The organism is Nocardia sp. bgisy134 (assembly GCF_057708325.1).
Genome location: NZ_JBYIRW010000017.1, coordinates 124,088 through 138,471, shown reverse-complemented (window position 1 = coordinate 138,471; position 14,384 = coordinate 124,088). Strand labels below are relative to the sequence as shown.

The 14,384-nt window shown below is 66.0% G+C and carries 12 protein-coding genes and 4 tRNA genes; 6 read left to right on the top strand and 10 right to left on the bottom strand.

Features of this window, described 5'->3' with window-relative positions; all coding sequences use genetic code 11:
• Positions 1 to 96 precede the first annotated feature (96 nt).
• From AC3ERS_RS27290 to AC3ERS_RS27275, 4 genes are all read right to left on the bottom strand, one after another.
• Positions 97 to 834, bottom strand: a complete 738-nt coding sequence (locus AC3ERS_RS27290; RefSeq protein ID WP_431970947.1) for an IPT/TIG domain-containing protein — start codon at positions 832 to 834, stop codon at positions 97 to 99.
• Between the two features lie 630 nt (positions 835 to 1,464).
• Entirely contained in the window at positions 1,465 to 2,226 is a 762-nt protein-coding gene (gene istB, locus AC3ERS_RS27285) for an IS21-like element helper ATPase IstB (protein WP_431970991.1), read from the bottom strand.
• A gap of 358 nt (positions 2,227 to 2,584) precedes the next feature.
• Positions 2,585 to 2,938 carry a hypothetical protein gene (locus tag AC3ERS_RS27280; RefSeq protein ID WP_431970946.1) on the bottom strand — a complete coding sequence of 118 codons (354 nt, stop codon included), beginning with the start codon at positions 2,936 to 2,938 and terminating at the stop codon, positions 2,585 to 2,587.
• Positions 2,931 to 4,175 carry a saccharopine dehydrogenase family protein gene (locus AC3ERS_RS27275; protein WP_431970945.1) on the bottom strand — a complete coding sequence of 415 codons (1,245 nt, stop codon included), beginning with the start codon at positions 4,173 to 4,175 and terminating at the stop codon, positions 2,931 to 2,933. The genes AC3ERS_RS27280 and AC3ERS_RS27275 overlap by 8 nt, the downstream gene beginning before the upstream one ends.
• A gap of 52 nt (positions 4,176 to 4,227) precedes the next feature.
• Between AC3ERS_RS27275 and AC3ERS_RS27270 the strand changes: the two genes are divergently transcribed.
• Positions 4,228 to 4,773, top strand: a complete 546-nt coding sequence (locus AC3ERS_RS27270) for a hypothetical protein (RefSeq protein WP_431970944.1) — start codon at positions 4,228 to 4,230, stop codon at positions 4,771 to 4,773.
• Here AC3ERS_RS27270 and AC3ERS_RS27265 read toward each other — a convergent pair.
• A complete protein-coding gene (locus AC3ERS_RS27265; protein WP_431970943.1) occupies positions 4,718 to 5,614 on the bottom strand; it encodes a PaaX family transcriptional regulator C-terminal domain-containing protein in 897 nt (298 codons plus the stop codon). The two genes, AC3ERS_RS27270 and AC3ERS_RS27265, sit on opposite strands and share 56 nt — an antisense overlap.
• A 114-nt stretch (positions 5,615 to 5,728) precedes the next feature.
• Here AC3ERS_RS27265 and AC3ERS_RS27260 point away from each other — a divergent pair, with 114 nt between their 5' ends.
• The gene (locus AC3ERS_RS27260) at positions 5,729 to 6,844 is read left to right on the top strand and encodes an alpha/beta hydrolase family protein (RefSeq protein ID WP_431970990.1); all 1,116 of its coding nucleotides are present in this window, start codon (positions 5,729 to 5,731) and stop codon (positions 6,842 to 6,844) included.
• Between the two features lie 693 nt (positions 6,845 to 7,537).
• Here the strand turns inward: AC3ERS_RS27260 and AC3ERS_RS27255 are convergent.
• A tRNA-Val gene (locus AC3ERS_RS27255) sits at positions 7,538 to 7,609 on the bottom strand.
• Positions 7,610 to 8,110: 501 nt separating this feature from the next.
• Here AC3ERS_RS27255 and AC3ERS_RS27250 point away from each other — a divergent pair.
• The 4 genes from AC3ERS_RS27250 (at position 8,111) to AC3ERS_RS27235 (ending at position 10,546) form a co-directional block, all read left to right on the top strand.
• Positions 8,111 to 8,183, top strand: a tRNA-Gly gene (locus AC3ERS_RS27250).
• Between the two features lie 45 nt (positions 8,184 to 8,228).
• Positions 8,229 to 8,299, top strand: a tRNA-Cys gene (locus AC3ERS_RS27245).
• A gap of 1 nt (position 8,300) precedes the next feature.
• Positions 8,301 to 8,375: transfer RNA gene (locus tag AC3ERS_RS27240), tRNA-Val, on the top strand.
• A 530-nt stretch (positions 8,376 to 8,905) separates the two neighbouring features.
• Positions 8,906 to 10,546 (top strand): pentapeptide repeat-containing protein, encoded by a 1,641-nt coding sequence (locus tag AC3ERS_RS27235; protein WP_431970942.1) that lies wholly within the window; start codon positions 8,906 to 8,908, stop codon positions 10,544 to 10,546.
• 108 nt (positions 10,547 to 10,654) lie between these two features.
• On the opposite strand, the gene AC3ERS_RS27230 is transcribed toward AC3ERS_RS27235, so the two are convergent.
• The 4 genes from AC3ERS_RS27230 to AC3ERS_RS27215 form a co-directional block, all read right to left on the bottom strand.
• Positions 10,655 to 10,981 carry a TniB family NTP-binding protein gene (locus tag AC3ERS_RS27230; protein ID WP_431970941.1) on the bottom strand — a complete coding sequence of 109 codons (327 nt, stop codon included), beginning with the start codon at positions 10,979 to 10,981 and terminating at the stop codon, positions 10,655 to 10,657.
• A gap of 137 nt (positions 10,982 to 11,118) precedes the next feature.
• Positions 11,119 to 11,460 (bottom strand): AAA family ATPase, encoded by a 342-nt coding sequence (locus tag AC3ERS_RS27225; protein WP_431970940.1) that lies wholly within the window; start codon positions 11,458 to 11,460, stop codon positions 11,119 to 11,121.
• A gap of 2 nt (positions 11,461 to 11,462) precedes the next feature.
• Entirely contained in the window at positions 11,463 to 13,478 is a 2,016-nt protein-coding gene (locus tag AC3ERS_RS27220) for a recombinase family protein (protein WP_431970939.1), read from the bottom strand.
• 283 nt (positions 13,479 to 13,761) lie between these two features.
• On the bottom strand, positions 13,762 to 14,349 hold the full coding sequence (locus AC3ERS_RS27215; RefSeq protein WP_431970938.1) for a TetR/AcrR family transcriptional regulator: 588 nt from the start codon (positions 14,347 to 14,349) through the stop codon (positions 13,762 to 13,764).
• Positions 14,350 to 14,384: the final 35 nt, after the last annotated feature.

Below are 14,384 nucleotides of genomic sequence, written 5' to 3'. Positions count from 1 at the left end.
CTGCCGAACCATCGTCCCGGGCAGGGAACGCGTGCCTGCCCGGGACGATGGTTCGGCGTCAGCCGGTGCGCGGGCGCCGGTCACCCGGACGCCCGATCAGACGTAGGTGTAGGACACCCCATTGCTGGTTCCACCCGAGCCGGTGACGGTGACCTGCACCGTGCCCGTCCCCGGAGGCGCGATCGCGGTGAGTTGCGTGCTGGAATCCACGGTGAAGGTAGTGGCGGTGGAGCCGAACCGCACCGTGAGGGGGCCGGTGAACCCGGTGCCGGTGATCGTGACGCTGTTGCCGCCCGAGGCGGGCCCCGTAGCCGGAGAGAGGGACGTGATGGTGGGCACGACGACATAGGTGTAGGTCACCCCGTTGCTGGTTCCGCCCGGGGCGGTGACCGTGATCTGCACGATGCCGGTTCCGGCGGGCGCGACAGCAGTGATCTGCGTGTCCGAGTCGACCGTGAATGAGGTTGCGGCCGTGCCACCGAAGCTGACTGCGGTGACGCCTGTCAGATTGGTGCCGGTGAGGGTGACCGTGTTCCCGCCGGTGGTCGGCCCCTGTGTGGGACTCACACTGGTCAGGGAAGGAACCGGAAGATAGGTGTAGGACACGCCGTTACTGGTTCCCCCCGAGGATGTGGTGACGGTGACCTGCACCGTACCCGACCCGGGAGGGGCGATAGCCGTGATCTGCGTGGAGGAGTCCACCGTGAAGCTGGCCGCCACCGTACCGAACTTCACGCTGGTGACGATAGGGACGAACCCGGTGCCGGTAATCGTGACACTGGTATTCCCCGACGCAGGCCCGGAGGTCGGAGAGAGGGAAGTGATGGTGGGCATGAGTATCTTTCCTTCGAGAGTCGATCAGAGCCCGGTCCGACCCTGAGGCAGTGGGCCGGGGCAGAGTGTGACGCTGCCGGGAGCCGGTCCCGGGCAGTGGCACGAGAGCCCGACCGCTGCCATAGCGGTACTGCCGATGACGTTGCCAGCGGTCGGTAATGCGGCTCACCGGTACGGTGACGCAGTTGCATTTCGAGCAGGAGGCGTCGCCAGGTTCACGCCGCCACTCTCGCCATTGTTTTGGAATTGGCTACATTTCCCCTCGCAGAAATTCGACTTGGAATAAAACCATCCCCAACATACGCCTGAGAAAATCGGAGCGCAAGAATCCGTCCCGAATGCGAGCCGCGAGTACGAGCAGGTCAGCGATGGTTTCCGGGTAGTTTTCACGATTTCCAACGTCAATTTATCGTGAATTCCAACGGCGTTTTATCACCAATTTCGACAGCACTTCGGCTCGAGTTATCGACAACCTGCGACAACATGGGCGATGCACACCATTTCCGAATCCGGAACGTTTGTTTCTCACATACGGTCCGGGCCCTCCGATGGGTCCGAAGCGGGGCGCCGGCGAGCCATTTGCCGAGCAGCGCAGCGGCAGGTGCGGTGCGAGTCGGGGGGATCGGTCGGTCAGCGGGGGTCGGTGGGTTCGGTTGCCTTGGCACGGGCACCGCGATAGCTGTGAGTGCCGGTCTCGATGATGTTGCCGCCGAAGGTAAGTCGGTCGATGATGGCGGCGCAGAGCCCCGCGTCGGTGAATGTTGCCGACCAGTCGGCGAAGGTGCGGTTGGAGACGATCGCGACCGACTTCCCCTCCTCACGTTCGGTCAATACCTGAAACAGCAATTCGGCGCCGCGTCGGTCCAGCTCTGTGTAGCCGAGTTCGTCGATGCAGAGGAGGTCGACGCCGCTGTAGCGGGCGATGGTGTTGGTGAGCCGTTTGTTGTCGACGGCCTCGATCAGTTTGTTGACCAGCCTGGCAGCCAGGGTGTACCTGACGCGGTATCCGGCCTTCGCCGCCTCGGTGCCCAACGCGATGAGCAGATGGGACTTCCCGGTGCCGGAGTCACCGATCAGGCACAACGGCTGCCCGTCCTTGACCCATTCGCAGGTAGCGAGAGTACGGATCACGGCAGGGTCGACACTCGGGTTGGCACCGAAATCGAAGTCGCGCAACGTTTTGGAGCGAGGGAACCCCGCGGCCTTGACGAGCCATTCGGAGCGGCGGCGGGCTGTCAGCTGTTCCGTCTGTAGCTGTGGTCTCCGTTCGCGGACATAGGCACTGACTCGCTGATACGACACGTCCCTCATGCCGTGCTCCTCGAGCAAACGGTGATAGATCCGGGTCGCCGTGTGTTGTTGCCTACGAGGCACATCCAGATCGGCGCGCAGCACATCGTCGATGAACGGCTTGTAGGGATCCAGCTTCTGCGGTCGCGGCGGATACTCCTTACGCGGCTCAGGCCACACCGACTCCGTCGCGTTGGCCACCGTACGCCACCCGACCCTGTGCTTGCGCTCGATCGCACGCATGGACATTCCGGCGCGAAGATCCTGGCGGATCGCCGCGTACAGTTCAACTTTCGACATGTCAGACACCGGCAGGCTCCCCTCACCCCGCGACCCGTAATTCCACTATAACCGCAGGTTCTGCCGCGAATCCGTGACTCCGCAACGCCCCCGTCGAGATTCGTGAGCAAACGCTGTCACGGTTGATGAACAGGCCGTACTACTGCTCGTGCGCGTGGATTCAGCACCACTTGGCTCTGGCGGGACAGACGGTCCATCCTCTGCCGTCGGGGCGCGGTACTCGATGCCACTTCGACTGCCCGGAGTTGCCGCCGGGTTTCGTGGACGGTTCGGAACGCGGCACCTGCCGACGGACACCAGCGCCCGGCATTGTCGCCCAGGCCGAGTCGTCGACGGCACCATGATGGGCTGCGATGTCGACATAGTCGTCGGTTGTGGCGCTGTGAACTCCGAAACCGATCACGACGGCCACGGCCGCGGCGACCGCGATACCGGCGCCACGAGTGAAGCATTGCGTGTTGTTCGAGCGCATGTGGTGAATCTCCTGGGCGTCGAAGTCGATCGCATCATCCATGGCGAGCTCTTCGGTCAGGCTTGCCGCTGTCCGCGAGGGCGGCGCTGGGCGCCTGTTCGACGCTGACCACATTCGCGGTCGAGCCGATGCGGGCGCCGAGGTCGGCGAAGAAGCGGTTGGGGTCGATGACCGCTTCCGGTGGATGGACTCCGGGCGCTTGTGCGGTGCCGTCGAGGAGCTGGGCGAGGCCCAGTGCCAGGGGGATTCCGGTGAATCGGGCCATATCGGCGGTGAATCGGGCGATTTCGGCGGTATGGGTGAGATGGGCTAGGACCGTGCGGTGTTCGCCTCCCGCGCTACCGGTGACCGCGGCGAAGAACGGCGGCAGGGTGCCGTGCGAGCCGAACGTGGTGGCGCGGGGTATGGCTCGAAGCGTCCGCCGCAAGCTGGGCTCGGCCAGCTCCCTCGCCGCGGATTCGTTGGTGAGTCTGCCTTTGTCGATGTCGGTGCGCAGCACATCCAGGTAGGCCGCGGTGCCCGGCGTGACGACCATGAGGTTTGCGGCGTCCCCGGAGGGCGCGAGGGATCGGTGCAGGGTGACCGGTTCGGGGTGTCCCACGGTGTAGGCGGTGCCGCGGCGCCGGCCGGGTAGGGCCAAGGTGACCGCGCGTAAGGGCGCTTCCTCGGTCAGGAGGCCGCCGCGGACGACGGTGATGGCGCCGCTGATCTGCTGCATCCAGTGCACCGCGGCAGCCGATGGTTCGCCTCCCGCGCCCAGCGTTTCGGCGGTGTTTAGCGCCTCGGGAACGTCGACGGGCCATGCGGTGTAAGCGTTTTCGACGCGATCGAGGTCTCGGGCGGCTCGGGCCGCGAGCAGGTTGCTCACCCCGGGGCTGGCTCCCATGCCGATGATCGCGCACACCCCGGCGCCGCGGGCCGCGGCGTCGAGTTCGAGCATCCGCAACGTCGGCTCCCAGTCGTCGCAGATGTCGAGATAGTGCGTCCGCGTCCGGATCGCCGCCGCCAGTATCGACAAGCCGAAGCGGTAATACGGCCCGACCGTATTGAGCACCACGTCGGCGTCGCCCAGCGCGCCGTGCAGATCGTCGGACTCGGTCACATCCACCCGGCGCGCGCGGACGACAGCACCGTGTCCGGCCAACGCCTGGGCCAGCGCTTGCGCCGCGGCGAGGTCGCGATCGGCCACAACGACTTCGGTCACGGCGGGCAGGGTGATGGCAGCTCGGACGGCCGCCGCTCCCATTGCCCCGGACCCGCCCAGTGCGAGAACTCGCATGGCACCTCCTATCAAAATACAAACGATCGTTTTTGATACGAACGAATGTATCATGATCACATTCGGTATCACACCCCCGGAGGAACACATGGGCGCCCGCCTCTCGGTCGGTCGGTTCGAAGATCACTGCGGCGCACACGATCACGACCCGTCGTGGCCGATCCGCAGGCTTGTCGCACGAGAGGCGTGGTGCGGCATCGTCATCGGTTCGGTGACGCTGCCCTACATGACCCCGGCCGCCGCCGCGGTACCGGACTGGGCGCAGTTGCTCGGGCTGGCCATGCTGGTGCGCGCGCTGATGCTGAGGTTGCACTGCTGGCGTGAGCTGATAGCACAGGGGCTGAGACGGTCGGGAATGCCCGCTTCGGCCCGGCTGCGCGAGCAGGTGCGAGGCGAACGCCGTATTCGCCTGGGCGCTTTCGCGGTCGGGGGTGCGACCGTGGCACTACTGCCGATTCCACCGACCTGGGTGGGATTCTGGTTCGCGCTGGGCGTCGCGACCATTGCCCTGGCAGCGATGACGCTGGTCGCCCAGCAGACGGCTACCGTTGCGCGCCGCCGGCCTCTCGGCCCGCGTCCTCGACCACGTCTCCGATGACCTCGGCATAGAGCCGGAAGAGGCGCAGCCGATCCTGCGATGATTGCCGGCGCAGCAGCTGTGCCCAGCATTCGGCTACCACCGCGCGGGCGTGCACGCCGGGCCACGGTTGCGGCACCAACTCCGGCGGCAGCAGCGGGTCGGGGTCGGTGGCCCTGGTGAACTCGGCGGCGAGTTCGATGGCTACGGTGAGGATCTCCGATGAGGACAGCTCCCGCGGACCGGTGAGTCGATCGAGCCGGGCCCGGGCGACACCGAGCAGCCGGTCATGGCGCGCGGCGATCTCCTCCAGCGGCCACAGCCGGGCGACGATCTCCCGCGGCGAATCGAGCTCGCCCATGCGGAGATTCGTGGTGGTGAGGCGGGTCGTGTAGCCGCCGACACCGAGTTCGTCGACCAATGCCTCGATGTAGGGTTCCCACGGATTCGGCGAGACATAGAGCCCGCCTTGAATGGCCGCGCCGCCGAGGTGGACGATGCCATCGCGCATTGCGTCCCGCGCCTGCCGCTCGACCTCGGGAATGGCGAACGCGACCAGATGCCAGTTCCCATCCCAGGGCGCGGCGCCACGGTCCTGGTCGTACATGAAGCGGATGAACTCGACGTTCGGTTCGACCGCGCCGCGGATCTCCGCATCGACCCGCAGCGACGCGCGACGGCCGCGCCCCTGCTGCACGAGTTGCCCCTCGGCGACGAGTCGCCGAATGTGCAGGCGCACCTGCTGATCGGTCATGCCGAGGGCGTTCGCCACCGCATAGAGCTCGGCCGCGTCGATGGTCGCATCCTCCCGGATCATGCTTTCGACAAGCACCCTGGTCGGTATATCGACCTCGACGTCCACGTTCTCTCCCTCTCGCAGCAGCAACCCCGGCTATTCGTTCAACTCTACAACGATAGTTTCTGATTTGAACGCTACGGTGGGGTGATGCAGTCGCACCGACGGAAGTCCATCCGCATCCTGATGTCGATCCTGGCCGTCGTCGCGGCGTGCGCGACGGCAGGCAGGGGGGTGGTGTATCAGCACACCTACGACCTGCGAGAGGAGCGCGTCACCATCCCGGGTGCGCGGCAACCACTACAAGGCGTACTCGCTCTCCCCGGGCACGGCGAGGGCCCCTTCGGTCTGGTGGTGTTCGTGCACGGCGACGGGCCCAGGGGTGCCACCGGCGAGACGTTCTATCGGCCGATATGGGAGTCGTTCGCCGCCGCCGGATACGCCTCGTTGTCCTGGGGCAAGCCGGGAATCAATGGGGCGCAGGGCAATTGGCTCGACCAGAGCATGGCCGACCGGGCCGCGGAAACGCTCGCGGCCATCGAATGGGCACGCATGCGAACGCGGATCGATCCAGACCGGATCGGACTGTGGGGCGCCAGCCAAGCCGGCTGGGTACTGCCCGAGGTCGCCGCACAGGATTCCCGGTTGCGGTTCATGATCGCGGTCTCCCCCGCGGTCAACTGGCTACAGCAGGGCCGGTACAACACGCTTGCCGAACTCCGCGAGCGTGGCGCCACCCGAGCAGAGGTCGACGACGCACTCACCCGGCGGGAGCACACGCTGACCTTGCTCGAGCGGGCCGCGACTTTCCCGGAAGCCGAAGCCGCGGGCGTAACCGGGCTCACAGCCAACCGCTGGCGGTTCATCCAGAAGAACTACACCGCCGACGCCACCGCCGACCTGGCGCAAGTACGGATCCCGGTACTGCTGATACTGGCCGAGCACGACCTCAACGTCGACATCGCCGACACCGAACGCACCTATCGGGCGCAACTCGCCCGGCCGGACCAGCTTCAGGTGCGACGCTACAGCGACGCACGACACTCGCTGGTACGCAAAAGCATCGAGGACAGTGCGGTGAAGCCCTACCTCATCGCGCTCGCCGCACCACGCAAACTGTTCGCGGAGGGTTTCTGGCCGACCAACGCCGCTTCATCCAAGACACACATGCCTGCGCGTGAACTGGCGAGCATCCATCAATCCCGAGGGCACCCCTCGGTGACATGTCCTCGAATCCGAGGGGCTCGAAGCCAGTGGGCCTCCGTGGAGCTGGGCCAGGCGTACCACGAGTCGTGAAGGCCGCCGTGTCGCGAGGGTCGGCGAACCTCCATCGAGATCCCATGGGGTGCATGGCTACTCGTGGCGTACTGTCGAGCGCGCGAACCAGATCCCTTGCGGCGACGCGGTTTCCGTTTCGGCCAACCGTGCCCGAGGGACCGACGGGAGGCGACTCTGCGCACCGCCGGATGAGGGTGCACCAGCGCAGGCGAAACACATCACCACACACGGGCTTCGCCACACCATCCCCACCTGGGTCGAGCGCAACTTCGGATACGCCGTCGCATACGCCCACGCCGCACGCGGCGGCGGCCCGCTCCCAGCGGGCAAAACACATCTGGCCGATGTCGAGGAATGGGACGCGGCCGGCGAGCGTGATCATCTGTCGGTCCGTCGGTGTGCCGTGCACGGACACGGATGTGGACGCTGTCGTCATAGTCGAGCGCGACCTCGGTTCCCGTGCGTTCGGTCAGCATGGCCGCAAGCTGGAGCGCCTGCCGGGATCGGTTGGCACAACCCGCCCCCAACCCCTGTGTTGTGGTGAAGATCATGTCTCCCCCTTGCCGCCGAGCCGCCGCCATGCGCGATACCAATGGACGAGCGAGTGCCGAACCTCAAAAATGGCGGATGGGATACAGGCTTGGATACAGTGACCGAGATAAAGAAAGGCCCTCTACCAGCAATCACCTGGTAGAGGGCCTTCTTTTCGAGTGGTCCCAGCTGGGATCGAACCAGCGACCTTCCGCGTGTGAGGCGGACGCTCTCCCGCTGAGCTATGAGACCGAACTCTCCGTTCGAGCGGCGACTCGGTGCCGTCCGAACGAGATGGAACATTAGCACGCTCTACCGGTCAGCCACCAAATCGCCACCTGGACAGCACCGATTCGTCGTGTTGCGGATGAGACTCGTGAGACTTGGCGCGGCCCCGTACCGCCCCCGCGGCTCTACGTCGAGGCGACCGACCGAATCCCGAGTGTCCGTCCCGAAGGGAATTCTCGCCGCCCGGTAGAGGCCCGCCGCCCTTCGAACCGACAGCCGCGAGTCGGCAGGCACCTGGAGAGCTCCGGCCCGCCCGATGACACTCGCGATGACCGTCGGTGGGAGCGTTCGGAACGCGGCGCACACACCTCCCCAGTCCCCCACACCCCACCGGCCGCACCCGCCACACTCGCAACTTCGCCGTTTCCAGGCGTTCTACCAGCGGATTTGTACCTTTCACCGGGCGTCGGCTAATGTTCTGTCTCGCACCGAGGAGGCCAGAACGAAAGCCCCCGAGATGCAAATGCGGATGTAGCGCAGCTGGTAGCGCATCACCTTGCCAAGGTGAGGGTCGCGGGTTCGAATCCCGTCATCCGCTCGAGAGGTAGGGCCAGGCAGTGTAAACAGCCTTCCCCCTTTGCGCGGTGGAGTGGCCGAGTGGTGAGGCAACGGCCTGCAAAGCCGTGCACACGGGTTCGATTCCCGTCTCCACCTCGCGCGATTAGCTCAGCGGGAGAGCGCTTCCCTGACACGGAAGAGGTCACTGGTTCAATCCCAGTATCGCGCACCACCGTCTCACGAGGTCAGACCCGGTTTCCACCGGGTCTGATTTTGTTTGTGCCCAGCGAGTACGCCCAAACACCCCCCAGCACGCAAGGCATTGCCCTTCGGCGCCACCGAAACCTATGGCCCACCGCCACCAGCAACACCGCCAGCTGGAGCCTGCTACGGCCATCAGCGACGCGCGCAGCGCGAAGAACCCGGCCGACAAGCTCCACGTTCCTACCAGGGAGCCGGAGGCTGACCCGACACACGCCCAGGGCCAGCAGGTGGTGTCGACCCGCAATGTCGATCACCTACTGGGCCTGGCCCCGTCGGTTCGGTCGGTCGTTTCGCTGAGCGCCGGGTGGGCGAGAGCGATGACCCGTAACAGGCCCCGGACCTCCGGGTTTGCCTCCAAATGAGTAGTTGCCGGTGGCACCGGATGTTGAGAATCGATCGATTTTCAGCCACTGGTGTCCCGGAGAGGCCCGCCTGGAGAGTGCGAACTAGCGGGTGGGATAGCGCGGTTTCGAGCAGAATCGAGCGATGCTCGGGTGGGTGAGCGTCATTGGCGCGCAAGCACGTACGAAGTCGACCGCGCTGCGGGCGCGGATGGACACCAGCAGCAAGGGCGCGGGTCGCTGGGCGGGTCGGATCCGGTTGTTTCCCGCGGTCGGTCTTGCGCTGGCCGCCGGGCTGGTCGTGGCCTTCGCCGCCTACGGGTTCCTGCGCTGGATCACCCCGGTAGACGCGAGCAAGGCCGCAGCCGAGATCGACGTCACCCGGGTCGCGTTGACCGTCGTCGCCGGAGTCGGTGGTGTGGTCGCGTTGGTCATCGCCTACCGGCGCCAGCGTGATCTCGAGCAGAGCCGGTTCGTCGAACGCTTCGGCGCCGCGGCCGCCCAACTCGGTGCCACCGATGTCGCGGTTCGCATCGCCGGGGTGTACGCGATGGCCGGTGTCGCCGACGAATCCGACGGGCTACACCGCCAGCAGTGCATCGACGTTTTGTGCGGCTACTTGCGGCTGCCCTACAGCCCCGAACTCGGCGGCAACCACCAGACCAAACACGTGCAGAAACGCATAGTCGGAGGAGATGCTGGAGAAGACGAGGACCACTTCGAGTACCGGCAGAACGACCATGAGGTGCGCGCAACCATCGTCCGCGTCATCGCAGACCACCTGCGCCCTGATGCCGAATACCGCTGGTCGACAAGCAACTTCGACTTTCGCACCGCCCACCTCGAAGACGTCGACTTCAACCACGCTGTGTTCGTCGGCTCCGTTCGGTTCGAAAAGGCTACGTTCAGCGGCTACGCCTCGTTCGACGAGGCCACGTTCAGCGACCACGCCTGGTTCGGCTACACCACGTTCAGCGGCGGCGCCACGTTCAACCAGGCCACGTTCAGCGGCGGCGCCACGTTCGCCAACGCCACGTTCAGCGGACACGCCTGGCTCGGCTACACCACGTTCAGCGGCGGCGCCACGTTCAACCAGGCCACGTTCAGCGGCGGCGCCACGTTCGACTACACCACGTTCAGCGGCTACGCCTGGTTCAGCCACGCCACGTTCAGCGACGCCTCGTTCCGCAACGCCACATTCAGCGACGCCTCGTTCAGCGACGCCACGTTCCGCAGCGACGCCTCATTCAGCGACGCCTCGTTCGGCAACGCCTCTTTCCGCGGCGCCACGTTCAGCGGCAACGCCGCGTTCGGTGAGGCCATGTTCAAGGGCGACATCTGGTTCGAACATGCCAAGTTCCGCGGCGACGACGCCTCGTTCGGCAACGCCTCGTTTCGCGACGCCTCCTTCCGCGACGCCACGTTCAGCGGCAACGCCTCGTTCGCCAACGCCAGCTTCCGCCGCGACACCTCGTTCGCCAACGCCACGTTCAGCCGCAGCGCATGGTTCATCAACGCCACGTTCAGCGGCAACGCTCGATTCGACGACGCCACGCTCAACGGCGAGACCTCATTCGTCGCGGCCTCGTTCAGCGACGGCACTTCGTTCGAAGGTGTTGTGTTCGCGGGCCAGACAGGTTTCCAGTCCACTGATTTCGGTTCGGGACGAGTTGTCTTCACCACCCCAAGACAGTGGGGTCCGCCGCCTCCCGAGTTCGACTGGGGCGAGAACGGTGATGGTAAGCCCGCGAACATCGAGCCGACGGACTGGCCGCCAGCGCTGGCGACTTCGATGTAGCTCCCGCCGAAGGGGTGTTGAGAATCGTTCGGTTCTTGGACACCCCGGGCACGTGTCGGTTGGCCAAGGTTGTGACTCGCAGCGGAAGATGGCGGTGTTCTCGCATTGTCAGCTGGCGCCGATGACGAGGGTGCTGCGGGCGGTTTCGACGACGTCCGCTGTGACGGTGTGAAGCTCGTTGATCTTCATGACGCGGTGGATCTGAGCGAAGAGTCGTTGCAGGAGGCGGAAATTGCCGCCGGTGATGCGGGCGACCGCGGCGACGGCCTGTGCGTCGGTGAAGTCGTCGGGGTCGAGTTCGAGGCCGAGTTTGTGCCAGTGCCGGGACAGTACGAAGGTGAGTTCTTCACCGGACAGGGGCCGGTAGTGGTGGGCGAATCCGACGCGGCTGTAGAGCTGCGGGTAGCGGGAGAAGGTCTTCTCGATGCCGGTCATGCCGATGAACAGCAGCCCGTGATCCCCGCGGTCGTAGCGGTCACGCAGGTGTTCGATGGCGTTGGCCGAGCGTTCGGACTCGTCGATGACGACCAGCTCGATGTAGTCGACCGTCTCGTGTACGCGCCGGCCGGGGGCTACATGCTGGTCGATGCAGATGTTGACGCGGCTGTAGAGCTGTTGATGTCGTCGCGTAGTTCGCGCAGGGGTCCGGCGACGGTGGGTGTGTAGAACACGGTGCGCGAGCGGGACAGGGCGGCGTAGACGTCTTTGTCGGATTCCTCGCGCGACCCCCAGCTGGTGAGCAGGTGTTCGGCCTTGTCCCAGCGTGCGTAGCGGGTTGCCGAGAGTGTCTTCCCGATTCCTGCTGCGCCGTAGCAGATTCCGATGGTCCGGTCGCGTCTGACGGTGTCGGCGAACTCGACGAAGCGGCGGTGTTCCTTGGTGGCGATGAACGGCCAGTTCCGTGGCGCGGGCATAGTCAGTCCTCGCGGTAGGCGCGCAGCGGCGGTGCTGGAGGAGGTTTCGCCGGTTTCGATGGCACAGGCGGGCAATCGGGTGCGGGCAGGTAGTCGGTGACCACAGCGATGCGTTCGTTGATCTGGTCGCGGATCCGGCGTCGATAGGCGCGGCGGGCGGCCTGAATGTCTTTGAGCCCGATGGTGTCTCCGGTGTGGTCGGGGCTGACGGCCTTACACAGGAACCGGTTTTTGTGGAAGACCCGGATCTCGGTGATGTCGCGCGGGTCGTAGCGGATGGTGACCGATTCGCGGACGTAGGCGGCCAAGGCGGGATGCAGGTAGCGCAGACCCTGGAAGTGGAGGCCGTCGCGGTGCACGACACGCGCTGCGGCGACCCGCACCAGCAGCAGATCGAGCTGCTCGAGGGCCTCGGGCAGGCGCGGCAACCAGCCGTGTCCGACCCAGCAATCCTGTGGAGTGACACCGATTTCGGAGTGGACGCGCCGGTGATAGGTGGTGATGAACGCCCCGATCGCCTCGTCGAGCTGACGCAGCGACAGCGCCGGCGGGGTAACCGGCTTGCCGCCCACGAGGTGGCCGGGCAGCTCGGTCAGCAGTTCGGTGTTGATGCTGCCGAAGAACCGCTCGACCTTCCCGCGTCCCTGGGGTCGCGGCACGGCCGAGTGCACGATCTGGAACTTCAGGTCGGCGGCGACCTGAGCGAGATGATCGCTGACGAAGTCGCCGCCGTGATCGACGTAGAGGATCTCGGGAATCCCGCACATCGGCCACGTGGGATCGGGTTTGGTCCAGATCGCTTGGCGCAGTGCCAGGGATGTGTTCAACGCCGAGGGTGCGCCCAGGGTGACGGTGTAGCCGGGCACTGCCCGCGAGCAGTCGTCGAGGACCGCTGTCAGCCAGGGCCGCTTCGCAGTCCCGCTGTCGTCGATGAGGATGTCGAGCTGGGTGTGGTCGACCTGCCACATCGCGTTCGGGTGGTCGGCGCGGCGGCGGTAGACCAGTTCGCAGGTGTCGCGGAAGGCGGCGGCGCCGTCGTGTGCCAGGGTCGTCATCGCCGGGTCGATCGCGGTGACGATCGATCGGACAGTGTTGTAGGACACCGGTTTCCACCCCTGTGCCGCGGCGACGCGCGCGGCGCGGCGGGTGATCGTCGCCAGCGACGGGCACGGTCGGTGCAGCGCCATGCCCTCGATCAGCCGCACCAACTCCGGGTCGGTGCGCCGGCCGGTCGCCCGTCGTCGGGCCGGGGCAAGCCCGGCCAGGCCGGCAGTTCGGTAGCGCTGCAGCCACCGCTGCGCGGTCCGGGCGGCACGCCCGCCTGTCCCGCCGCGCGGATCAGTGGAACCCCGTCCTCGATATGAGGCCGCAGTACCTCGAAGCGGCTCATCGCCTGCCGACGAGCCGCGTCGGTCAGTTCGGCCAACCCGACCGCAGTCACGCCTCCATTTTCGCTGTGGCAGCGGTGAGATGCCGGTAAATGGTGGGCGGGTGACACCGAACTCGGCCGCGATCTGCTCGACGGTGTAGCGGCGCTTGCCGCGCTCGTCGTACATCTGCCGCGCCAGATCCACCTGTCGGGGTCCGAGTTTGGGTTTCTGTCCGCCGGTGCGGCCGCGGGCGCGGGCGGCGGCCAGGCCGTCACGGGTGCGTTCGGACATCAGGGCGTGCTCGAATTCGGCGATGGCGCCGAGGATCTGGAAGAACATGCGCCCGACAGCGGTGGAGGTGTCGATGCCTTGGTCGAGGACCACCAGATCCACACCGCGGTCCTGCAGGGTCTTCGACAGTTCGATCAGGTGCTCGAGGGAGCGGCCGAGCCGGTCGAGTTTGGTTACCACCAGTTGGTCTTCGGGCCGGTTGGCCACCAGCAGCGCCTTGCTCAGCTCAGGCCGCGAGGCCAGCTTCCCCGACGCCTTGTCGAGGAAGATCTGCTCGCAGCCGGCCGCGGTGAGTGCGTCGTGCTGGGCCTCCGGATGCTGATCGCGGGTCGAGACCCGTCCATAGCCGATTCGCATGCGGCGCAGTGTATTGCGAACCCCCGACATGTTGACATTGCCGCGTACACGGCAACCTTTACAGATTCGGCGGCATCCGACCTGCGGGAATCTTCAGCACCCCAGAGTGTCTCGTGACGTTCGTATCCGGACGCTGATGGCAGTTGTCCGAACCGTCGCACTTTCTCACCCGTTGACGTGAACCTCCATAAGTAGCCGATTGCAGGACGGTCTGCGCGTCAGGCACCTCTAGTTCAGGGCAGCAGCTGCCCCGTCACTGCGGACCAACGTCACTTTGGGGACGTCACCGGGCCCGGAGGCCATCGAGGACAAGTGAGACGACCGCAGCGGATTCGGCTTCGGTCTCGGGAAAGTCCCATTCCGCAGCGTGTTTCGGATCATGGAAGCGGCTCGTCGCGTTCAGGACGGCCCGTGCGATCATCTCCGGTTCGTCCGTAACGAAGTCGCCGGCGGCGACACCGTCGATGATGATGTCCCGCAGTTGGGCGACCAGAAAGCCGACATGGTCGCTGGACACGGCGCTGTGCTCGACCGCCAGCACTCGGAAGGTGGCGAACAGCTCCGGGTCCGCCCCGGCTTTCGCCCACTTCATGGCGAACATGGTGGTGAGCAGTGCTCGCAACCGCTCGGCCGGAGGCAGTTCGGAGTTCTGCGCAATGATGGCGAGTTCGTTCCGCACCTGGTCGAGCCAGCGCCGGATCACGGCCTCGCGGAGCGCGGCCTTGGATGCGAAGTGCCGGTACACGCTGCCGTGGCTCACGCCCAGCTGCCGTGCGACGTCGAGCACCGTCGTCTTGTCCGGACCGTGTCGGCGCAGCAGCTCCTCGGTGGCCGACACAATCGTCTCCGCGTCGAGCGGCTCCCCGCGCATCGGGTCTCCTTGTCTCCTTGTCGGCTGGTCGCGTC